At 66.6% G+C, this 22,575-nt stretch carries 18 protein-coding genes; 9 read left to right on the top strand and 9 right to left on the bottom strand.

Annotated features, from left to right (window positions below; genetic code table 11):
* Window positions 1-56: 56 nt before the first annotated feature.
* The 4 genes from G9373_RS24490 to G9373_RS24475 are packed head-to-tail and all read right to left on the bottom strand — an operon-like array spanning window position 57 to window position 4,888.
* Window positions 57-1,151, bottom strand: a complete 1,095-nt coding sequence (locus tag G9373_RS24490; protein WP_167117173.1) for a CaiB/BaiF CoA-transferase family protein — start codon at window positions 1,149-1,151, stop codon at window positions 57-59.
* Between the two features lie 50 nt (window positions 1,152-1,201).
* Window positions 1,202-2,371 carry an acyl-CoA dehydrogenase family protein gene (locus G9373_RS48250; protein ID WP_005568442.1) on the bottom strand — a complete coding sequence of 390 codons (1,170 nt, stop codon included), beginning with the start codon at window positions 2,369-2,371 and terminating at the stop codon, window positions 1,202-1,204.
* Window positions 2,372-2,416: 45 nt separating this feature from the next.
* Window positions 2,417-3,574, bottom strand: a complete 1,158-nt coding sequence (locus G9373_RS24480) for an acyl-CoA dehydrogenase family protein (protein WP_167117170.1) — start codon at window positions 3,572-3,574, stop codon at window positions 2,417-2,419.
* 57 nt (window positions 3,575-3,631) lie between these two features.
* Entirely contained in the window at window positions 3,632-4,888 is a 1,257-nt protein-coding gene (locus tag G9373_RS24475) for an MFS transporter (RefSeq protein ID WP_082359709.1), read from the bottom strand.
* 332 nt (window positions 4,889-5,220) lie between these two features.
* On the opposite strand from G9373_RS24475, the gene G9373_RS24470 reads away from it, so the two are divergent.
* From G9373_RS24470 to G9373_RS24445, 6 genes are read left to right on the top strand one after another with little or no spacing between them, the layout of a single operon-like run.
* The gene (locus G9373_RS24470; RefSeq protein WP_005568449.1) at window positions 5,221-6,408 is read left to right on the top strand and encodes a lipid-transfer protein; all 1,188 of its coding nucleotides are present in this window, start codon (window positions 5,221-5,223) and stop codon (window positions 6,406-6,408) included.
* A 1-nt stretch (window position 6,409) separates the two neighbouring features.
* A complete protein-coding gene (locus G9373_RS24465; protein ID WP_005568450.1) occupies window positions 6,410-6,865 on the top strand; it encodes a MaoC family dehydratase N-terminal domain-containing protein in 456 nt (151 codons plus the stop codon).
* Window positions 6,862-7,242, top strand: a complete 381-nt coding sequence (locus G9373_RS24460) for a MaoC/PaaZ C-terminal domain-containing protein (RefSeq protein ID WP_005254397.1) — start codon at window positions 6,862-6,864, stop codon at window positions 7,240-7,242. Before G9373_RS24465 ends, G9373_RS24460 begins: the two co-directional genes overlap by 4 nt.
* A gap of 33 nt (window positions 7,243-7,275) precedes the next feature.
* Window positions 7,276-8,079 carry an SDR family oxidoreductase gene (locus tag G9373_RS24455; RefSeq protein ID WP_005568451.1) on the top strand — a complete coding sequence of 268 codons (804 nt, stop codon included), beginning with the start codon at window positions 7,276-7,278 and terminating at the stop codon, window positions 8,077-8,079.
* A gap of 24 nt (window positions 8,080-8,103) precedes the next feature.
* Window positions 8,104-9,651, top strand: coding sequence for a long-chain fatty acid--CoA ligase (locus tag G9373_RS24450; RefSeq protein ID WP_065492409.1), 1,548 nt, complete (start codon window positions 8,104-8,106; stop codon window positions 9,649-9,651).
* 15 nt (window positions 9,652-9,666) lie between these two features.
* The gene (locus G9373_RS24445; RefSeq protein WP_005568453.1) at window positions 9,667-10,863 is read left to right on the top strand and encodes a TetR/AcrR family transcriptional regulator; all 1,197 of its coding nucleotides are present in this window, start codon (window positions 9,667-9,669) and stop codon (window positions 10,861-10,863) included.
* Here the strand turns inward: G9373_RS24445 and G9373_RS24440 are convergent, their stop codons facing one another.
* The 3 genes from G9373_RS24440 to G9373_RS24430 all read right to left on the bottom strand — a co-directional run bounded on the left by G9373_RS24440 (window position 10,864) and on the right by G9373_RS24430 (window position 15,289).
* Complete coding sequence (locus tag G9373_RS24440) at window positions 10,864-12,471, bottom strand: DASS family sodium-coupled anion symporter (RefSeq protein ID WP_005568454.1); 1,608 nt, start codon at window positions 12,469-12,471, stop codon at window positions 10,864-10,866. It lies immediately after the preceding gene.
* Between the two features lie 107 nt (window positions 12,472-12,578).
* Window positions 12,579-13,469 (bottom strand): universal stress protein, encoded by an 891-nt coding sequence (locus tag G9373_RS24435; protein WP_065492412.1) that lies wholly within the window; start codon window positions 13,467-13,469, stop codon window positions 12,579-12,581.
* Window positions 13,466-15,289: an amino acid permease gene (locus tag G9373_RS24430; RefSeq protein ID WP_005568532.1), complete on the bottom strand. Its 1,824-nt coding sequence runs from the start codon at window positions 15,287-15,289 to the stop codon at window positions 13,466-13,468. Before G9373_RS24430 ends, G9373_RS24435 begins: the two co-directional genes overlap by 4 nt.
* 315 nt (window positions 15,290-15,604) lie before the next feature.
* Here G9373_RS24430 and G9373_RS24425 point away from each other — a divergent pair, with 315 nt between their 5' ends.
* Complete coding sequence (locus G9373_RS24425; RefSeq protein WP_167117167.1) at window positions 15,605-15,862, top strand: hypothetical protein; 258 nt, start codon at window positions 15,605-15,607, stop codon at window positions 15,860-15,862.
* A 123-nt stretch (window positions 15,863-15,985) separates the two neighbouring features.
* On the opposite strand, the gene G9373_RS24420 is transcribed toward G9373_RS24425, so the two are convergent.
* Window positions 15,986-19,255 (bottom strand): protein kinase, encoded by a 3,270-nt coding sequence (locus G9373_RS24420; protein WP_167117164.1) that lies wholly within the window; start codon window positions 19,253-19,255, stop codon window positions 15,986-15,988.
* A gap of 210 nt (window positions 19,256-19,465) precedes the next feature.
* Between G9373_RS24420 and G9373_RS24415 the strand changes: the two genes are divergently transcribed.
* Together G9373_RS24415 and G9373_RS24410 are read left to right on the top strand one after the other, a co-directional pair.
* Window positions 19,466-19,894 carry a MarR family transcriptional regulator gene (locus tag G9373_RS24415; RefSeq protein WP_005250400.1) on the top strand — a complete coding sequence of 143 codons (429 nt, stop codon included), beginning with the start codon at window positions 19,466-19,468 and terminating at the stop codon, window positions 19,892-19,894.
* Window positions 19,878-21,314: an MFS transporter gene (locus tag G9373_RS24410; protein WP_167117160.1), complete on the top strand. Its 1,437-nt coding sequence runs from the start codon at window positions 19,878-19,880 to the stop codon at window positions 21,312-21,314. The genes G9373_RS24415 and G9373_RS24410 overlap by 17 nt, the downstream gene beginning before the upstream one ends.
* Before the next feature lie 53 nt (window positions 21,315-21,367).
* Here G9373_RS24410 and G9373_RS24405 read toward each other — a convergent pair whose 3' ends face one another.
* Window positions 21,368-22,564: an acetyl-CoA C-acetyltransferase gene (locus tag G9373_RS24405; RefSeq protein WP_167117157.1), complete on the bottom strand. Its 1,197-nt coding sequence runs from the start codon at window positions 22,562-22,564 to the stop codon at window positions 21,368-21,370.
* Window positions 22,565-22,575 lie beyond the last annotated feature (11 nt).

Below are 22,575 nucleotides of genomic sequence, written 5' to 3'. Positions count from 1 at the left end.
GGTGTGTGCCGATCTGGTCGCCTGTTCCGCGTCGAGCTGCGCGTCGGCTGTCACTTTCAGTTCCACAGCGTGGCGGCGTCGACCGCTTCGGTGGCCGGGGGGCCGGGTAGCCCGGGTTCGCTGCGGGAGAATCGCGGCGCGGGCCGGTGCTGGGTGACGCGGTCCAGTTCGACGAGGGATCCGCGGGCGGCGATGTGCGGGTTCTGGGGTGCCTCGGCGAAGGTCAGCACCGGGGTGGTGCAGGCGTCGGTGCCGTCGAAGATCGCCGCCCACTCGTCGCGGGTCTTGGTGAGGAACACCTCGGCGAACTGTTTCTGCAGTTGCGGCCAGCCGCTCCGGTCGTTCTGGGCCGGCAGATCGGCCGGGTCGAGACCCAGACCCTCCACCAGCAGTGCGTAGAACTGTGGTTCGACCGCACCGACGGCCATGTATCGGCCGTCCGCGGTTTCGTAGGTGTTGTAGTACGGCGCACCGGTGTCGAGCATGTTCACCCCGCGCTCGTCCGACCACCGGCCGATACCGCGGAAGCTCCACATCATGTGCGACAACGCCAGGGTGCCGTCCACCATGGCCGCGTCGACGACCTGTCCCTTGCCCGACGTGTGACGCTCGATCAGCGCGGCGAGGATGCCGAACACGAGGAACATCGAGCCGCCGCCGAAGTCGCCGACCATGTTCAGCGGCGGCACCGGGCGCTCGCCCTTCCTGCCGATCGCGTGCAGGACACCGGTCAGCGAGATGTAGTTGATGTCGTGGCCGGCCGTCTGGGCGAGTGGACCTTCCTGGCCCCAGCCGGTCATCCGGCCGTAGATCAGGCGCGGGTTGTGCGCCAGTGCGACGTCCGGGCCCAGCCCCAGGCGCTCGGTGACGCCGGGGCGGAAGCCTTCGATGAGCACGTCTGCCCGTTCGATGAGGCCGAGGACGAGTTCGATGTCGGCGGGGTCTTTGAGGTTCGCTTCCACGACGCGGCGGCCGCGGTGGGTCTGGTCGCGGGGCTGCCCGGCTGTCGGCAGCAGGCCGGCGCGCTGTACGCGGACCACGTCGGCGCCGAGGTCGGCGAGCAACGTCGCAGCGTGCGGGCCGGGACCGATGCCGGCGAGTTCGACTATGCGGACACCGGTTTCTGGCCCGGTGCCGGTGGTGGTCGCCATGAATTCTCCCTCTACCTCTGGGCGATGGAACGTGTTGTGACGCTGAATGTTCAGCCGACTCGAGCGGTTTGCGTGGTGGACAGCAGGGTGGGCAGTGCCCGAGCGAGGTTGCGCTCGTGGATCTGCGAGGCACCTTCGTAGATGCGCAGCGCCCGCACGTCACGCCACATGCGCGGCACCGAGTGTTCGCCCACGATGCCGGCTCCGCCGAGCACCTGGACCGCCCGGTCGGCCACGACGGATGCCATCTCGGTGCAATAGAGCTTCGCCGCCGAAATGCGATGCCGCGGCGGGGTGCCGGCGTCGAATTCGCGGGCGCAATCCAGGATCATCGACCGTCCCGCCTCGAGCTCTGCGTAGCTGCGACCGAGCATGGCCTGGACGGCCCCGAACTCGGCCAGGGGTTGCCCGAATTGCTCCCGCTCACCGGCGTGCCGCGCGGCCTCGGTGAGCAAGCGCGTGGCCTGACCGACGGCGGTGGCCGCGACGTGGGTGCGGGCCTGGTTGATCCCGCGCATGGCGTGCGTCATTCCCAGGCCTTCCGCCCCTCCGATCAGCCGGTCTGCGTCTACTCGCACCCCACGCAGACTGACCTCGGCGACGGGCCCCTCGGCGTGACCGTTCATCAACTCGGGCAACCGGGTCTGCACGCCGGGAGTGTCCCGATCCACCAGGAACGACGAGACACCGCCGTCCTCGGTGCGGGCGAACACCACCAGCACGTCCGCCCACCCGCCGTTGGTGATGTAGCGCTTCTCCCCGTCGATGACGTAGCCGCCACGCGTCCGGGTCGCGGTGGTCCGTACCGCGGACGCGTCGCTCCCGGCGTTCTCCTCGGTGAGCGCGAAGGCCATCACGCACTCCCCGGCCGCCATCGCGGGGAGGTACCTCTCGCGCTGCACGGCGGTGCCGTATTCGAGCAGGATCTGTGAGGCCAGACCGATGCTCGTCGAGAACCGCGACCGGTACACAGCCGACGACCGGGTGAACTCGAACGTCAGGAGCACCTGCTGCTCGACCGTCCACCCCAGGCCGCCGACGCTGGTGGGCAGGGTGATGCCGAACAGACCGAGCTCGCTCATCCGTCGGACGAGGTCCGGGGGCACCGCGCCGGCGGCGACCATCTCATTCTCCCGCGGGATCAGTTCGTCGTCGGTGAAGTCGCGAATCACCTGCCGGTACGTCTCGAAGTCGAGGGTGCGGACCCGGGGATCGATCACGTGAATGCTCCTGTTCGTGAGGGCGAAAGCTCCTGCGGGACTGGATCAGAAACCGGCCGACTTGGCGATGATCGTCTTCATGACCTCGCTGGTGCCGCCGTAGATCCGCGAGACGCGGGTGTCCGCGTACAGCCGGGCGATGGGGTATTCGAGCATGTAGCCGTATCCGCCGTGCAGCTGCAGGCACTTGTCGATGATCTCGCCGGCGTTCTCGGTGCAGAACAGCTTCGCCTTGGCGGCATCGGCGACGCTCAGGTCGCCGGTCTCGTGCAGCTCGATGGCCCGGTCCACCATGGCCTGCGCTGCCTCCACCTTGGCGATGCATTCGGCGATGACGAATTTGGTGTTCTGGAAGTCGGCGACGGGCTTGCCGAACACCTTGCGGTCACGCACGTAGTCGGAGGCGAACGTGATGGCACCGGTGGCGGCGGCGGTCGTGGTGACCGCGATCATCAGGCGCTCCTGCGGAAGGTTGTTGGCCAGATAGCCGAACGCCGCGCCCTCTTCGCCGAGCAGATCCTCGACAGGAACCCGCACGTCAGTGAAGGAAAGCTCGGCGGTGTCGGAGGTGCGCATACCGATCTTCTCGAGCTTGCGACCCACCTCGTAGCCCTCGCTCGTGGTGTCCACGGCGAGGATGCTGAGGCCGGCGCGGCGGTTCTCCTCGGTGGCCGGGGAGGTGCGGCAGACGACGAGGACGCGGTCGGCTTGAACGCCTCCGGTGATGAAGGTCTTGGCGCCGTTGAGGATGTAGTGGGTGCCGTCCTCCGACAGCCGGGCGGTGGTCTTGATGCCGGCGAGGTCCGAGCCGGTGCCCGGCTCGGTCATCGCGATGGCGGTCATCATGTCCCCGCTGACGAACCCGGGCAGCCAGCGCTGCTTCTGTTCCTCGGTGCCGTAGGTGAGCAGGTACGGCAGCACCAGGCCGGTGTGCACGCCGAATGCACCGAAACTGACTGCGGCGCGGGCGGTCTCCTCGGAGAGCACAGCCTGGTACTTGAAGCTGGTCTCGCCGGCTCCACCGTAGGACTCGGGTACGGTCATCCCGAGCACGCCCAGCTTGCCGAGCTGACGGTAGAAGTCGCGCGGCACCATGCCCTCGCGCTCCCAGTCGGCGAAGTTCGGCGTGACCTGCGACTCGATGAAGTCACGGATGACTTTGCGGAAGTCTTCATGTTCCTGGTTGAACACGATGCGCTGCATGTCTTTTCCTTCTTTTGTGCGGACTAACGTGGACGGGTGTTGGGGAATGCGGCCGCGTCAGCCGAGGATTCGGGCGCGGTCACGGTCGGAGTTGACGGTGAGGAGGGCGATCACCGCGCCGATGACGGCGGCGATGCCGAAAATCTGGAAGGCCGAGGCGTAGCCGCCGGCGGGGGTGGCTGCATTGTCGACGATGACGCCGGTGAGGTACGGGGCGATCAGGCCGCCGGTGGCCATCATCGCCATGAACACGCCCAGCACGCCTGCCATCTGCTGCGGTGGGCAGATCTCCGAGATCGCGGCATTGAACAGCGGGATGATGACAGTGCCGACACCGTAGCCGATCGAGACGACCATCACCGCGACGATGGGCGTCTGGATGTACGGCATGGTGATCAGTGCGACGCCGCACAGCAGCAGTGCGATTCCCGGCACGATGCCGCGCAGCACCCGGGAACTGGCGCCGCGCACCAACAGCCGGTCGCTGACCGAGGTGCACAGGAACATGAAGAACAGTCCAGCGATGCTGGGGATCCCGAACATGGTGCCGGCCTGCACCCGCGAATAGCCCAGGCCGACCTCGAAGTAGGACGGCAACCACGTCAGCACGACGGTGACGAGAGCGTACATGGTGAAGACTGCGGCGAGCGCGCCGAGAAATGTCGGTGTCCGGAGGATCCGGGACCATGGCACCTTGGGGTCGGCGGTCGGCGCAGCGGTGTCGACGTTCGCGGCGGCCTTCTTGACGGGGCGCTTGCCGTAGGGCCCTCCTTGCCAGGTCACGAGCCACACGACGGACCAGACCACGCTGACCATGGCGAGGATGAGGAACGTGGATCGCCACCCCCAGTTCGCGACGGCCAGGGCCATCAGAGGGGCGATCAGAATTTTGGCGATCGACGCACCGGAAGCCAGGAAAGCGCCGGGCAGCCCACGCTTCTCTACGGGATGCCAGGAGTAGGCGCCGGTATGGATCAGCGCCCCCGACGGCCCCTCGAAGAATCCCAGCGCCATCCGGCTGATCAACAGCATCGTGAAGCCGGCAACGACCACCAGCGGCACCATCGACGCTGCCCAGGCCAGGCACAACAGCAGTAGCAGCCAGCGCAACGACATCCACTTGTGCAACACCCCGGCAAAGAAGCCGCCAACGGTGAATGCCAGGAAAAATGCACTGCCTACGAGCCCGATCTGGGCGGAGGTCAGACCGAACTCTGTGGCCAGCGGCTGGGCAACCAGCCCGAAGACGGCCTTGTCGGCCCAGTTGACGACGACCAACAGCACCAGAATTCCGGTGAGGCCCCAGGCCCGCACGCGGGACTCCCCTCCTACTTCGGGTGACACAACGGGGGAAACGTCCTGCTTGCTCGATGTCATTCTCATCGATCCTCTCGGGCAATGGCGACGGCTGCGCGGCGCGGAGACTCGGGGGCTCGGAGCGAATTGTGACGCGAACCACCCCGATTCGAAAAAGTAAATCATCATCCGGCATCAAAGGGCAATAGTTCACTGAAAGACGTCGACCACTTCTCGCGGTCACGCCTGTGAATTGGAAAAGCTGCTGCAAGACGGCAGGCCGAGCGCGGTGGACAGAATCTGTCGGGTCGTGTTAAGTAAATATCGATTCGATCAGAGAGGAGTCAGATGTGACTCGCAAGGTCCACGTCGCCGGAGTCGGGATGATCCCGTTCACCAAGCCCGGCAAGAGCGAGAACTACAACGTCATGGGTGAGACCGCTGCCCGCGCAGCATTGCGTGATGCCGGCATCGAGTACTCCCTCGTTCAGCAGGCCTACGTGGGGTACGTGTACGGCGACTCCACGGCCGGCCAGGCCGCGCTGTACGGAGTCGGCCTGACCGGAATCCCGGTTTTCAATGTCAACAACAACTGCGCCACCGGTTCGTCGGCGCTGTACCTGGCCCGCCAGGCCGTCGCCAGTGGTGCCGTCGAGTGCGCTCTGGCGGTCGGGTTCGAACAGATGAAACCCGGTGCGCTCAAGCGGGTCTGGGACGACCGCCCGGCGCCGATGTTCCGATTCGACAACCTGATGACGGAGATTCAGGGCGTCGACGAGACGTCCCCGCGCGCGGCCCAGCTGTTCGGCGGCGCGGGCGTTTCCCACATGCAGAAGTACGGCACGAAGCCGGAGACGTTCGCGAAGATCTCGGTCAAGGCCCGCAAGCACGCTGCCCACAACCCCAATGCCGTCTTCCGTGACTTGCTCACGGAGGAGCAGGTGCTCGAGTCGCCCCACATCTTCGGCCCCTTGACCAGATACCAGTGCTGCCCACCGACCTGCGGCGCCGCAGCGGCGGTGGTGTGCAGCGAAGAGTTCGCCCGCAAGCACGGGCTTGCGGCGGACGTGGTGATCGAGGCGCAGGCCCTCACGACCGACACCGCCAGCACGTTCGAGGACCGGGACATGATGAAGGTGGTCGGCTACGACATGACGGCAGCGGCCGCCGCCCAGGTGTACGAGGCCGCGGGCATCGGCCCCGAGGACGTACAGGTCGTCGAACTGCACGACTGCTTCTCCGCCAACGAGCTCATCACCTACGAGGGACTGGGTCTGACCCCCGAGGGCACCGCCGAGAAGTTCATCCTCGACGGCGACAACACCTACGGCGGCCGCGTGGTCACCAACCCCTCGGGTGGTCTGCTCTCCAAGGGCCACCCGCTCGGCGCCACCGGACTGGCCCAGTGCGCCGAACTCGTGTGGCAACTCCGCGGTCAGGCGGGGGCGCGTCAGGTGGAGGGTGCGCGGATCGGCCTGCAGCACAACCTCGGTCTCGGCGGCGCGTGCGTCGTGAGCGTCTTCAAGAAGGTGGGCTGACATGGCTCTCGACTCCGCCGTCGTCGGCAAGGTGATCCCCGGTCACGAAGTGGTCGTCGAGCGCGGACGTCTGCGCTTCTTCGCGCAGGCCATCGGCGAGACCAACCCGATCTACTTCGACACCGAGGCCGCCAAGGCGGCCGGGCACCGCGATGTACTCGTGCCGCCGACCTTCCTGTTCTGCCTGGACATGGAGAAGCCGGACCCGTTCGCCCTCATCCGCGAACTCGGGATCGACATGCGGTACGTGCTGCACGGCGAGCAGGCGTTCAAGTACCACTCGCCGGCCTATGCCGGCGACACGCTGGCCTACAACGGCACAGTCACCGACGTGTACTCGAAGAAGAACGGAGCGTTGGACTTCCTCGTCCGAACGGTCGACGTCACCCGCGACGGTGAGCCGATCGCCCGCCTCACCAACACCCTCGTCGTCCGAAACCCGAAGGCGGAAAAATGAAAACAGGCGACTCCCTCCCGGAATTGCAGCTCGCCGGCATCAGCCGCACCACGCTCGCGCTCTACGCCGGCGCGTCCGGTGACCACAATCCGATGCACATCGATCTCGACGTCGCGCGCTCCGGTGGCATGGACGACGTGTTCGCCCACGGCATGCTGTCGATGGCCTACCTCGGCCGACTGCTGACCAATTACGTTCCTCAGGAACGACTCTGCTCCTACGGCGTACGATTCGCCGCCATCACCCCGCTGCACGCGAAGCCGACGTGCACCGGAACCGTGACCAAGGTCGAGGACGGCCTGGCCCATCTGGACCTCACCGTCACCCTCGCCGACGGAACGGTCACCCTCCGCGGCGACGCCGTCGTCGCCGCCTGACCTTCGCCACACCACCGAAAGGAAGTCCCGCTCATGGGCAAGCTCGACACCAGGACAGCCATCGTCACCGGATCCGGCCGCGGCATCGGCCGTGCCATCGCCATGAAGTTCGCGGCCGAGGGCGCCAGCGTCGTCGTCAACGACCTCGACCCGGGCCCGGCCAAGGAGACGGTCGAGGAGATCGTCGCAGCCGGCGGTAAGGCCGTCGCCAGTATCGGTTCGGTCACCGAGGAAGGCTTCGCGGACCGCTTCGTCGCCACCGCCGTCGACACCTTCGGCGGCCTCGACATCATCGTCAACAATGCCGGCTTCACCTGGGACAACGTCATCCAGAAGATGACCGACGAGCAGTGGGACACCATCCTGGATCTGCACCTGAAGGCACCGTTCCAGATCCTGCGTGCCGCGCAGCCGTACATCAAGGCGAACCCGACCGACTACCACCGCAAGGTCGTCAACATCTCCTCCAACGCCGGTGTCGTCGGCAACGCCGGCCAGTCCAACTACGCCGCCGCCAAGGCCGGCATCATCGGACTGACCAAGACCCTCGCCCGCGAGTGGGGCCGCTACCGGGTGAATGTCAACGCGGTCGCCTACGGCCTGATCAACACCCGCCTGACGGAGGCGTCGGCGGACGGCAACGCCACCATCGACGTCGAAGGCCGGGAGATCAAGGTCGGCGTCAACCCCCAGCTGCTCGCCGCAGCCGAGCGGTCCATCCCTCTGGGCCGGGCCGGCCGTCCCGACGAGGCAGCGGGCGCAGTGTTCGCCCTGTGCCTGCCCGAGACCGACTACGTCAGCGGCCAGTGCCTGGTTTGCGACGGCGGCAGCCGCTAACTATCCCCGACAGGAGGGGTCCCCATGTACTTGACTCAGTCACTGCATCGCGCGGTGCAGCAACGCCCGAACCAGCCCATGACCGTGTGCGGGGACCGCATCCACACCAGCAGCGAGACCGGAGACAGGGTCGCCCGCCTCGCGGGCGCTCTGCTCGGTCTCGGTCTGGGGGTCGGCGACCGCGTCGGCATGCTGTCGCTCAATTCCGACCGGTACCACGAGTACTTCTTCGCTACCTGGTGGATAGGCGGCGTGGTCAACCCGCTCAACACCCGCTGGAGCGCCGCCGAGATCGCGTTCGCCCTCGAAGACTCGCAGACGACGGTACTGCTGGTCGACGACACCTTCGTACCGCTGCTGGACGAGATGCGCACACTCTTCCCGTCGCTGCGAGCAGTGGTGCACTGCGGCGACCAACCGACACCGGACGGGCTTCTCCGTTACGAAGACCTGGTCGCCACCGCGGAACCCGTCGAAGACCTGCGCGTGGGCGGAGACACCCTGGCAGGGATCTTCTATACCGGTGGTACCAGCGGCCGCCCCAAGGGCGTCATGCTCACCCACCTCAACCTGATGACCGCGAGCCTCGGGTCGCTGGCCGCCAATCACACCGCCGTCGCAGGCGGCCGCGCCCTGCTGTCCGCACCCATGTTCCACCTCGCTGCACTGGCCAGCTGGAACGGCCAGAACATTGCCGGTGGCATCCTGGTGATGTTGCCGTCGTTCGAACCGGCCGCGGCGCTGCGACTGATCGAAGAGCGGCGGATCAACTCGATGCTGTTGGTACCGACCATGATCCAGATGCTGCTGCGCCACCCGGAGCGCGAGATCCGCGACCTGTCCAGCATCACCGCAATTCAGTACGGCGCGTCCCCGATCTCCGAGACCCTGCTACGCCAGGCCCAGCGCGCCTTCCCGAAAGCTGATTTCGTGCAGGGTTACGGGATGACCGAGGCCGGCCCCGGACTCACCTCGCTCAGCGCCGACGACCACCACGCGGCCACCCGGCTCAATTCGGCCGGTCGGCCGATGGGTCACGTCGAGGTGCGGGTTGTCGACGACCGAGGCAACGAACTCCCCCGCGGCGAGGTCGGCGAGATCATTGCCCGTGGCGGCAACATCATGACCGGTTACTGGAATCGACCGGAAGAGACCGCGGCGGCGCTGCGCGACGGCTGGCTGTACACCGGCGACGGCGGCTACATGGACGAGGACGGCTACCTGTTCGTGGTGGACCGACTGAAGGACATGATCATTTCCGGGGGAGAGAACGTGTACTCGACCGAAGTCGAGAATGCTCTCGCCTCTCATCCCGATGTGGTGCAGTGTGCGGTGATCGGTGTTCCCGACGATCGGTTCGGCGAGCGGGTGCACGCGTTTCTGGTGATGAAACCGGGCACGTCACTGACCTGCGACGACGTGCGAGCCCACGCCAAGAAACTGATCGCCGGGTACAAGTCGCCACGGAGCATCACGATCGTGGAGCAGATGCCGGTCTCGCCGGCTGGCAAGATACTCAAGAGAGAACTCCGCCGGCAGTTCTCCGACCTGGCCGACCGCACCGCGCACTGACACCCCGAGGCTGCAATGACGATCGACACATCGGACGACACACCTGCTGTCGAGCCGTCCGCCAAGAAGACGCCGCGGCCGCGCAACCGTAAAGCGCAGATCATCACGGTGGCCCGAGAGCAATTCGGGAGACGCGGCTACCACGGGGTGAACATGGAGGACATCGCCTCCGCGGTGGGAATCACCGCGGGGGCGCTGTACCGCCATTTCCCGAACAAGCAGGACCTTCTGGCACAGGCGATACTCAATGCCGCCTCGTCGATCACGGCCACCCTCGACGACGTCGACCCCGAGGACTCGGCCTCGAACTGTCTGGCCCTGTTCCGCTACTGCCTCGACAACGATTTCCGCGCGGTCCTGTTCGACCAGGAAGCCCGCCACCTCGCTCCCGAACGCCGGGCCGAGGTGCGGACGGCCGTTCAGTCGGTCCCGGCACGCATCGCCGACGCCCTCCGCTCCGAACGCCCCGACCTCACCACTGCGGACGCCGACTTGCTGGCCTGGGCCATGTCGAGCGTCGCCCTCAGTCCAGCCCGGCACCGAACGACCTTGCCGCGCAAACGCTTGGAGAGCCTGCTGCTGGAGCTGTGCGAACGGCTGCGGAGCGCTCCGATCCGGCACGACGAGGAGATACCTGCCGAGGAGGCATACGTCTCCGGCTTCGCTCACGCTTCCCGTCGTGAAACCCTGTTGACCGCCGCCATCTCCCTGTTCCGGCGGCGCGGCTACCAGTCGGTGACGATGGACGACATCGGCGCCGCCGCGGGGATGGCGAGTTCGAGCATCTACACCTACTTCGCCGGCAAGGCCGAGGTGCTCCAGGCGATCCTCGTCCGAGGCACCGAGTCCCTGCGGATGGGGTTGGTCCAGGCGCTTGCCGGTGCGCGCTCCCGCGAGGACGCGCTCGCTCTGGTGGTGCACTCGTACGCCTCGGCCGTGTCGGCACCCGACAGTGCCATCGGCATCCTCATCGAGGAGTCGACGAATTTACCCGAAGAGGCACAGTCGCAGTCCCGCACGGCTCAACGCGAGTACATCGACGAGTGGGTACATCTCCTCGGCACCGACACCCACGAGACCCGGACTACCGTGCTCGCCGCAATCGGGTTGGTCAACGACCTTTCCCGGTTGCGGCACCTGCACACCCGACCGCGCTACCGAGACGAAATCGAGGAACTGGCCCTTCGGGTACTGGGAGTCCGTACCGCCTGATCACCCACCGCCGAGGCCGACCACGGCGATCATCAAGGGCAGGAAGACGATGATCAGGATCGCGCCGACGATGTCGAAGGATATTCCGCTTCGGATCATCGTGGTGATCCGGACGGCTCCGGAGCCGTAGACCACGGCGTTCTGCGGCGTCGAGACCGGCAGCATGAAGCCGAATGACGCGGCGAACGTGGCCGCGAGCGCAGGCACGAAGGGGTTGACCCCGGCCGCCAACGCCACCGGGATCACGATCGGCACCACGACCGCCGCCGACGCCGTGTTGCTCGTCGTCTCCGATACGGCGATGGCCAGCAGCACGGCGAACACGGTGATGGCGACGACGCTCGTCAGGCCCAGCGAGTCGGCGACGGAGGTGCCGATCGTCTCGGCGAGTCCGGTGTCGGCGAGCAGTGCGCCGAAGATGATGCCGCTGCCGAACAGCACGATCGTGCCCCAGTCGATCTCTGCGGCGTCCCGCCAGGTCAGCGTGAACTCGCGATTCTCCCAATCGGTCGGCAGAAGGTAGAGCAACGCCGCCCCGAAGACTGCGACCATGCCCTCGTCGAGTCGGTCACTGATCGTGCTGTAGAGATCCGAGTCGTTGCCGGCGATCACCGCGACGACACCGGGCAGGATCCACAGCGTCACCGTGACTCCGAACGCGATGAGCGTGTTCTTCTCCGCACGCGACAGCGGACCCATTTCCGCGCGCTGCTCCGCCAGGTAGTCGGCGACGCCTTCGATGCGACGGATCTCCGGTTTGTTGATGCGCAGCAGGATGATGGCGAGCGCGATGAACATCAGCAGGCAGATCGGGATGGCCATCACCATCCATTGCCCGAAGCTGATCCGCTCCCCCGTGGCCTCCTCGATGAGCCCGCGTCCGATGAGATTGGGTGGGCTCCCGACCGGCGTCAGCAGGCCGCCCACGCTTGCGCTGTATGCGAGCATCAGCATGATCGCGGCGCCCACCCTGACGCGCAACGGGTCGAAGTCCTCGGCGACGACGCCGCGGCGCTGCATGAGCTTCGCGATGACGCCGAGGATGCCCAGGGCGGTGGGCAGCAGCATGGCCACGGTCGCGGTGTTGGATACGAACGCCGAGAGTCCGCACGTGATCGCGCCGAACGCGACGATCACACCGGTGGTGGACTGGCCGACACGCGGCAGGGTCAGTATCCGAAACGCGAAGCGCCGTGCGACGCCATGCTTGAGCATCGCCTGAGCGAGGATGAACGCTCCGATGAACGTGAAGATCGTCGACGATCCGAACGCGGCGAGAACTTCGTCGGCCGGCGCCACGCCCAGAAACACCACGATCGCCACCCCGAGCAGCCCGCCGATCGGGATCGGCACCGCCTCGGTCACCCACAGCACGATGACGCCGAGCAGCACGCCGGCCAACGTCTGCTGGTTGGGCGGTATGTCGATCGGCAGGGCGAGGAACGCGAGCGTGATCAGCGGCGCCAGAAAGAGCCCGATCGTGCGGCGGCCCTTCTCGAATCGCTCCTCGGCGGGTGAGAGCTGCTGTTCGCCGAGGCTGCGATAGGTGGTGTGCCCGAGCAACGCCTTGTCGACGTCGGTGCGGTCGCCCTGGTTCTCGGCTGTCATGGTCCCTCCCCTGCGACACGGATTGGTACGGAAGTAGTACCCAACAACGAACGTCCTAGTCGTTGAAGCAGCATGTTTTCTCCCGGACGGGGCAGCACGACCGACGCCTAGGCCGTCACCGTGTTTCTGGGAACGATCAGCACGGGCACCGGAGCGTGACGCAGAATCTTCGAGGCGGCCGAGCCGAGGAATACGTGGGCCGCGGGTCCGGCCGCGCCCGAACCCAGCGCCAGCATGTCGCCGGCTTCCCAGGAGACGGCCTCCACCGCTTCGCGCCAGTCGTGGCCGCTACCGACCACGACGTCCACGTCGGGAACCGGGATTCGGGCGCGAACTGCGTTGAGCTGCTTGACGATATCGTCGCGCGTCCGGCGTGCCCACTGTTGGACGACGAGGTCCTCCGTCGATCGCTCGATCGCACCGCCGAACATCGTCATCGGCCGCACCGTGAACGACACGATCCGCAACTGCACCGGCCACTGTCTGGCCAGTTCGGCGGTGGCGGCAACGAGACCGTTGACGTCGGCCTCGCCGCCGTACGCGACGGTGATCCGGCGGATGGACTCGGGCACCGGCGGGTAGCCGCGCGGAGCGATCGCGACGGGCACTGCCGCGGTGTGGACCAGCCGTTCGGTGACGCTGCCCAGCGTCACCCTGCCCAGCAACCCGGACGACGACGACCCGACAACGACGAGACGCGCGTCGTGGGCGGTGACGAGTTCGATCAAACCTGTTGGAATGGAATCGGATTGGTGGACTATGCGGGGAATGTCCAGGCCCCCGGGCAGCTGGCCGACCACCCTGTCCAGTGCGTGCGAAGCCTGCTCGGTGACGTAGCCCAGGTATTCGCGTTCGATGGGGTCGTCTTTCGCCGGCCACGGCCGTTCCACGATCGCCGCGGCCACTACCTTGTCGCCGGTCCAGCGTGATATCTGCACCGCCAGGTTGAGGGGCGCGGCGCCCTGACGGCTCGAGCTGAAGCCGGCGATGATCGTCATCGTGGCGATCCCTCTGCGGCGACCGGGGCGACGACGACGTGCGTCACCGGCACATCGTGCTCGGCGCGCGCACGGTCCACGACGTCGAAGCGGTGCCATATCGATTCTTCCGGTGGCAGTGTCGAGATGACGATCTGATCCGGACGGAACGAGTCGACGGCGGCGGCCAGGGCCCGCAGCGGCCGGTAGTCGCCCAACGCGCCGTCGGCTTCGAGGTTCTCCGCGCGGAGTGTCGCCAGCGTGTCGTCCAGCCGCCGTTGTGCGACCTCTCGGGTCGCTTCCGCGACGTCGAGTGGACCGTGGGTGGCGGCGGTTCCGGTCTCGATCGGGCTGGCCGGCACGACAACGAAGTAGGTGGCATCCCGATCGGCGTCGATACGGCGGAGTTCGTCGAGCATTTCCTTGGACTGGACGGTCTGGTTCGCCAGCACCAGCACACGGTGTGGCCGTGTCGTCGCCGTGACCCCTTCCACGACGGGGCGCCGACCTACGAACCACTTGTTGGCGAGGAACAGCACGATGACGACGGCCCACGACAGCAGGCTCAGCACCAGTTGCGATCGCACATCCTCCTGCAGATACATCTGCACCAGGATCGCCACAATCGCGACGGCGGTGATGATCGATACCACCGGGAACAGCCACATCTTCACCCGTAGCTCCGAGTCCGGGGTGCGGTACCGCAGCACGATCTGGGAGACGGCGATGAGCAGGTAGACGAACAGGATGACCGCACCGCTGGAATTCAGCAGGAAGGCGAAGACGGTGTCCGGTGACACTGCGGCGGCGATGACACACAGAAAACCGACGACCGAGGACGCGAGTATCGCGGTGGCAGGCACCCCGCGACGGGTCACCCTGACCAGCTGTGCGGGCGCCTCCCGGCGCGCCGCGAGCACGAACAACATGCGGGAGGCGGTGTACATACCCGAGTTGAGGCAGCTCAACACGGCCGTCAACACCACGGCGTTCATGATGTGGTCGGCGTACGGGATCCCCATCTCGGTGAACGCGGCGACGAAGGGGGACGCGGCCGCATCTTCGTCGTTCCACGGCAGGATCGTCGCCAGCAGGAACGTGGAGCCGACGAAGAACACGGCGATCCGCACGATCACCGAGTTCGCGGCCTTGGTCACCGCCCGCTCCGGGTCCGCCGACTCCGCGGCGGCGATCGTCGCGATTTCGGCGCCGACCATGGAGAAGATCACCGTGACCACGCCGACGGTGATGGCCATGGCGCCGAACGGCAGGAACCCGTCATGGCTCCACAGGTTGGAGAAGTCGAGCGATTTGTTCGGCCACACCCCGAGAACAAACAGCGAGCCCAGCCCGATGAACACCACGATCGCGGCCACCTTGATCCCGGCGAACCAGAATTCGAACTCGCCGAACGACGACACCGAAAACAGATTCGTCGCCGTCATCAGGATCATCAGAACCAACGCCGACAACCACAACGGGATGTCGATCCAGTACTGAATGATCGTCGCGCCGGCGATCGCCTCGAACCCGACGACGATCACCCAGAAGTACCAGTACAACCAGCCGACGGAGAAGCCGGCCCAGTTGCCCAACGCGGCGCGGGCATAATCGGCGAACGACCCGGTCGACGGATTGGCCACCGCCATCTCCGCCAGCATCCGCATGACCATGATGATCAAGACCCCGGCGAGAGCATAGGTGATGAAGGCCCCCGGACCGGTGTCGCCGATGACGACGCCCGAGCCGACGAACAGGCCCGCGCCGATCACCCCGCCGATCGCAATCATCGTCAGCTGCCGCTGACTCAGCGCCTTCTTCAAAGTGGGTGTTGCACTCATTGCATCCCTCCGATACTCGACGCACCGGCTACTCGCTCTGTTGGCGAGACCGGCTGTCGGATTCCGTGGGATGTACTCGGCTGGGCACGCGACCAGAGGGAATGAGCCGCAGGGGCTTGAATCTCAATCGTAAGCCGCAGCGTCCGTTCACCGAGCGAGATCGGGCAGCTGGATTCGGTGCGCGCTGCGCGTGAGTGCACCGGAACGTCCGCCCCGGGCAGGCGACAGCGCCCCCAGAAGTGCGCACAATAGAAGGGTGCAAACGGCGCGCCCTCTCCACATCACGAGGTAGAGCAGCCGCAGAAGGAGTTCACGATGAATTCGAAGAAGACCGTGGCCGGAGCCGTGATCGCCGGTGCGCTGGGCTTCAGCGCACTGGGACTCGGCACCGGCACGGCAGATGCTGATCCAGGGCCACCGCCGATTCCCGGTATCTCGGTACCCGATGTGGTTCCACCGCCCGGACAGCTGGGACAGCTGCCGTTCATCCCACCGCCGGGCCAGTTGGGGCAGCTTCCGTTCGTGCCGCCACCCGGGCACTGGGACAAGCCGTGGAAATGGCTTCCTCGGTGACTCCCTGCGGGAACTGGTGATTTCCGCAGCGCTATCGGCAACGCGGCCATCGTCGTTGGCAGAGCCCGCTCGAACCTATTTCGAGCGGTAATCGGACGGCAAAGTTCCCGTTTCCCGCGCGGCCTAGTCGTGCGCCCGCTCCACGACCCAGGCCGCGACCTGGGTCCGGGAGGTGAAACCCAGTTTCGCCAGAATGTGCTCCACATGACCTTGTGCGGTGCGGGGTGAGATCACCAGGCGGTCGGCGATGGCCTGATTGGTCAGGCCTTCGGCGATCAGGTCGGCGACTTGCCGTTCCCTCTTGGTCAGTCGCGTCGACGCGGCGGCGGCGGGTGTGGAGGTGTCGGCCTGCTGCTCGTGGAGGGCGTAGGCGATCGCCGCGTCGAAGCCGAGCTGTTCACCCTTGCGGTGGGCCGCGTCGAATGCCTTCCCCCCGAGTTCCTTCCGGGACTTCTCTGCATATTCCTCGTGGTAAAGAATCAAATTGGTATGTATGACCGCGGCACTGCCGATCGACTGCGCCAGCCCGTCGGCGGCTCCCATCAGCGTTGCAGCCCGGAGTGCGTCGCGACGTTCGAAGCTGAGCCACGCCAGCGCCTCGAGACAGGCTGCAGCGACGCGGGGGCTGCGCACCAGCTTGGTCAGCTCCAGTGATTGCTCGAGGAGCCGGGCCGCGCGATCCGCATCACCCTGCTGCCACACCGCAATTCCCAAGGCCCACAACGAATGCGAGCGATACATCGTCTCGCCGTGCGTTTCCGTGATCGCGAGCGCACGTTCGTGGCATTCGATCGCCTGGTCCGTCCGGCCGGACAGTCCATGCGCCAGGCCTAACGGATACAGGATGGCTACTTGGAGCAGTTGATCTCCGCGTTCGGTGAACTCGGCGAGCGCAATGTCCAGTTGCAAGCACGCTCGCGCGAGATCACCGCTGTAGAGGGCCAGCATTCCGTCGGCGCAGTCGACGTAGGCGCGCAGTAGGGGGTCACTCGTGTCGGCGGTGCGAGTCCGCGCCTCCTCGACGAGCGCTGTCGCGGCCTGAAGGTCGCCTTGAGCGAAAGCCATTACGCTGTGGCTGTAGAGCGCCTTGACCGAATCCAGGGTGGGCGGGCCGCTCTGGCGGACGAGCAGTTGGTCGTACCACCGTCGCCCCTCGTTGTAGAGGCCTTGGGAGCTCCAGAACAGGAACAGTGCCACAGCGATGCGCAGACCGGCGGCGGGGTCGTCGTCGACGCTGAACTCGAGGGCCTCCCGCAGATTCGCGTGTTCCCGTTTCAGCCGGGCGATCCAGTCGAGCTGGCGGGCGCTGATCCACTCGGCCTCCGCGGCGAGCGCCAATGCCTCGTACCAGTCCCGGTGCCGTCGACGCAACGCCACAGCCTCACCGGTCTGCTCGAGTTTCTCGAAGCCGTACTCGCGGAGGGTCTCGAGCATCCGGAACCGCACCACCGACCCGTGCTCTTCGCGGATCAGGATCGACTTCTCCACCAACGAGGTCAGCGTGTCCAACAGTTCGTCCGGGTCGAGTCCCTCGCCGCACACCTGCTCCGCGGCATCGAGTTCGAAGCTTCCCGCGAACACCGCCACCCGTCCCCACACCAGTTGTTCACCGGCGGTGCACAACTCGAAACTCCAGTCGATGCACAACCGCAGGGTCTGTTGCCGCGTCGGCGCACCCCGGCTGCCCCGGGTCAGCAGGGTATAGCGGTCGGTCAGCCGCCCCAGGATCTGCTCCGGCGACATCGCCCGCAACCGCGCCGCCGCCAACTCGATCGGCAACGGCAACCCGTCGAGACGACGGCATATCCCCGCCACCGCCACCGCGTTCTCCTCGGTGACCGCGAAACCCGGAACCGCGGCAGCGGCACGCTCGACGAACAACGTCACCGCATCGTATTTCGGCAAACCCCGCAGCGAGGGCTTCCGGTCGGGATCCGGGACGGCCAGCGGGGGGACCCGCAGCACTGCCTCCCCGCCGATGCCGAGAGGTTCGCGGCTGGTGGCCAGCATCCGCAACCGCGGACTCACCCGCAGCAGGTGGGCGGCGAGTTCGGCGACGGCATCCACCACCTGCTCGCAATTGTCGAGAACCAACAGCATTTCCTGTACCGCCAGGTGCTCGAGAAGGACCTCACGCAACGGCCGTGCCGAATGGTCCCGCACCCCGACGGCGGAGGCCACCGCATCGACCAGCGACGACCCGTCACGCAGTTCACCCAACTCGACCAGGCGAACACCGTCGGCGTACTCGCGCTGCACAGCAGACGCGACCCGCATCGCCAGCCGCGTCTTCCCGACACCTCCGATCCCGGTCAACGTCACCAGCCGCGACCCGGCCAGCAGATTCTTCGCCTCGGTCAACTCGTGCCGGCGGCCGACGAAACTGGTCAGCTCCAAGGGAAGACTTCCCGTCGCGCCCCCTGTGGAGGGCGCCGGCGATCCTCGCCCGCCGCGCGAGGTCGATGGCTCCCCGTCCCCCTGCGCATCGAGTTCGGCTCGTAGCGCCATCTCGTCGACCGGGAGGCCGTGGTCGCGTTGCAGACCTCGCAACTGTTCCCCGAAGTCGGCGGCAGTGGCCGGGCGCTGACCGGGCTCGCGGGACATCGCCCGGGCGATCACCGCGGACACATCCTCGGGGATCCCGTGCTCACGCAGATCCGGCACCGCCTGCGTGGTGATCCGCAGAAACTGCGCGACCACCTGCTCACCGCTGCGACGCTCGAACGCGGCATGACCGGTCAGCGCACTGAACAGGGTGGCACCGAGACCGTAGACATCGGCCGCCGGACTCGGCGGATCACCGCCGAGCACCTCCGGCGCGGTGTATGCCGGCGACCCGGTGACCGCACCGGTGGCCGTCTCGAAACCACCGCTGATGTGCGCGATACCGAAATCGGCCAACTCCGGCTCGCCGTACTCGGTGAGCAGGATGTTCGCGGGTTTGACGTCGCGATGCAGGATGCCGAGCCGGTGCGCCGACTCCACCGCACCGGCCATCTTCACCCCCACCCGAAGCACCTGATCCAACGGCAGCGGACCGTCCTCGCGGACCCGGGCCTCCAGCGAATCCTGCGGGTGATACGGCATCACGATGTAGGGACGGCCGCCGTCGGTGGCACCGACCTGCAGAATGTTGACGATGTTCGGGTGCCCGGTCAGCCGCCCCATCGCCCGCTGTTCCCGGAAGAATCGGGCCTTGTTCTCGTCGTCGAGTTCGACGGTGAGCACCTTCACCGCGACCGTGCGATCCAGTTCCCCCTGGGTGCAGCGGTAGACGACGCCGAAACCGCCGCGGCCGATCTCCTGAACGTCAGCGAAACCAGCTCCACCGAGTTCGGCGGCCGGGGACGGCGGCGGGTACCGCTGAGTGTCGAGCGGATCACCTTCACCCATCGGACGGTCTACTCACCCCGTCGGCTCATCGATCCCGCGCCCTGGCTCCGACGGCACGACCAGCGCGGATACAACCGTGGACTCACTTCTCGATGGCGTCCTTCTGAGGATATCGCTGACGGTGATCGGTGCGGGCGATCCTGGCCGCTGCCGGTGTGAGCCTCCCCATTTAGTCAATCAAATTGATCAATTTGGTTGTACGCTTTGCTCATGATCACCGAACAGGCCACCGCGCAGGTCCTGCGGGAAGCACTGCGCCCGATCTGGCGACAGCTCACCGCAGGCAGGTCGATCTCGGTCGGCAAGATCGGCGTGCTCGCCTACCTGTCGAAGCACGGACAAACGTCTGCCTCGACACTCGCGGCTGCCGAGAAGATCAGCCCACAGGCAATAGCCAATGCGGTGCGCGAACTCGAGAGTCTCGGCCTGGTTGTGCGCACCCCCGACGAGCAGGATCGACGCCGAATCTGGATCGAACTCACCGATGCCGGTCGGGAGAGGCTGGCGCAGGAGCGGTCGCAAGGCCTGGACTGGCTGGAACACGCCATCGCGGAACGGCTGACGGACGAGGAGAAGAAGACTCTCGACTCCGTCGTCCCGATTCTGCGCAAGTTGGTGGACGATGCCCCAGTCGACTGATTCCACCACGCGTCCCCGATTACTGCCGGCCCTGGCGTATGCCGCCCTGACGACCGCGATCGTCAGTTCACTCGGCATGCTCCTGGTGCCCACGATCTCCCACGACATGCACGTCGAGGTGAGCACCGGCCAATGGATGCTCACTGTCAACCTCCTGGTCGGCGCGGTCGCAACACCGATCATGGGCCGGCTGAGCGACGGCCCCCACAAGAAGCGCCTGCTCCTGTTCTCCCTGACCACGATCCTCGTCGGGTCGATCGTTGCGGCCGCCGCTCCCAACTTCACCGTCTTCCTGATCGGACGCGCGTTGCAGGGACTCACCTACGGAATCGTTCCGGTGACGATCGCTCTGGCCCGCCGCTATCTCCCCGAGAACCAGGCCCGGCTCGGCATCTCCAGCCTGTCGGTGACGGTGACGACAGGCTTGGGACTCGGATACCCCCTGACCGGCATCCTCGCCGATCTGCTCGGATTCCGTTTCGCCTTCTGGTTCGCGGCGCTGTTCCTGATCACCACCATCCTCGTCGTCTGGCGTGTCGTTCCCACAGGCCCCGACGAGCAGGCACCACGCAACACCCTCGACGTCCCGGGCGCACTGCTGGTCGGTACCGGACTCGCGTCGCTCCTCGTTGCCGTCAGCGAAGGCTCCCGGTGGGGCTGGGGATCGCCATGGACCCTCGGATTCTTCGCCGGGGCGGCCACACTGCTGACGGCGTGGTCCCTCGTCGAACTGCGCACCCCCTACCCGCTGATCAACCTGCGGGTACTGCGCAACGGTGACGTGCTGGTCGCGAACAGCACCGCGATCGGTCTCGGCGCCGCGATGTACATCGGACTCTCGATCGGCAGCCTCATCGCCCAGGCGCCTGCCTCCACCGGATACGGGATCGCGCTGCCCCTGTTCTGGGCCGGATTCGTGATGCTTCCCCTGTCGGTGGCGAGTTTCGGCGCGAATCGACTCGTCCGCGTGGTCTCGCACCGGATCCGCATGAGGACTCTGCTGCTCGTCGGTGCAGGCCTCGTGACGGCCTCGAGCGTGCTCCTCTGGGTCGCCCACAACGCGCTGTGGGAAATCCTGATCGGGATGTTGGGGTTCGGGGCCGGAATGGGCATGACCTACGCGGCGATGCCGGCCCTGATCGCCCGCAGCGTCGCCGACACCGAACTCGGCAGCGCCGTGAGCTTCAACCAGGTGCTGCGCACCGTCGGCGGCTCGTTCGGCAGCGCCCTCGCAGGTGCGGTGCTCGCCGCGAATCTGGCACCGGACCTACTTCCCACCGAAAACGGAATCAGGCTCGCTCTCGCCGTCGGTGCCATCGGGTGCGCGGTCGTCTTCGTCGCACTCCTCGTCAATCACGTGATGTCGCGTCCGCCGACCCCGCTGTCGGAGCCGGCGGACGCGCGTATCAGTCGGCTATAGGGCGTGCTTCCCGATCCCTCAGGAGCGCCGAAATGGGGATCGGGAGACACGCCCTACGCACCTTCGACGATGGCGGCCATTCCCTGCCCGCCGCCGATGCACATCGTGAGCAGCGCCTTGCCACCACCGCGCCGCTGCAATTCATGCAGCGCGGTGGTCGTCATTCGCGCTCCGGTTGCGCCGATCGGATGTCCGAGCGAGATGCCGGACCCGTTGACGTTGAGTCGATCCCGGTCCTCGAAACCCCATTCCTTCAGGACGCCGAGCACCTGGCACGCGAAGGCCTCGTTCAGTTCGATCAGCGTGAAGTCGTCGAAGCTCGCACCCGTCCTGCTGAACAGCTTGGACGTGGCCGCGACAGGTCCGAGGCCCATCAGCCCCGGCTCGCAGCCTGCGGCGGACCACCCGGTGAGGAAGCCCATCGGCTCGAGACCGAGTTCGTCCAGCTTGTCCTCGGCGACGACGAGCATCGACGACGCCGCATCGTTTTGCTGGGATGCATTACCGGCCGTGACGACACCGTCCTTGACGACACTGCGCAGCCGCGCCAGCGACTCCGCGGTGGTGTCGGGACGGATGCCCTCGTCCCGCGACACGACGGAGACGTTGCCCTTGCGGTCGGTGATCTTGACCTCGATCACCTCGTCGTCGAACTTGCCTGCCTCCCAAGCCGCGTGAGCCTTGGCGTGGCTGCCGGCGGCAACAACGTCGGATTCTTCGCGGCTGATTCCGCACCGCGACGCGACATTTTCCGCAGTCTCGATCATTCCGCTGATCTTCCCGAACCGCCATTCCGGCTGGGAGCGCTCACGGCCGCGGTCGAGACGGTCGTAGAGGTTGAGCGATCCGGCGCGGGTGCCCCAGCGGGCACCGGTGGTGTAGTGCTCGATGTTGCTCATCGACTCGACGCCGCCGGCGAGCACGACGTCGGCTGCGCCGGTCTGCACCATCATCGACGCCGTCACGAGGGCCTGAAGCCCGGTGCCGCAGCGACGGTCGGTCTGCAGTCCGGCGACCGAGATCGGCAGTCCCGCCTCGAGCGCCGCCCACCGTCCTATACACGGGGCCTCGGAGTTGGCGTACGACTGCCCCATCGCGACGTCCTCGATGAGTTCCGGGTCGATACCGGACCGCGCGACGGTCTCCTTGATGACCGTCGCCGCCAGGGTCTCGGCGGGCACGTCACGCAGTCCGCCGCCGAAGCGGCCGACGGCCGTGCGGACGGGGGCGACCAGTGCTGCTCTACGCATGTTGTTCCTCG

The organism is Rhodococcus sp. A14 (assembly GCF_011603105.1).
Classification (GTDB): Bacteria; Actinomycetota; Actinomycetes; order Mycobacteriales; family Mycobacteriaceae; genus Rhodococcus_F; species Rhodococcus_F opacus.
Note: the sequence above shows the minus strand (reverse complement) of the source record. Positions and strands in the feature narration are given on the sequence as shown.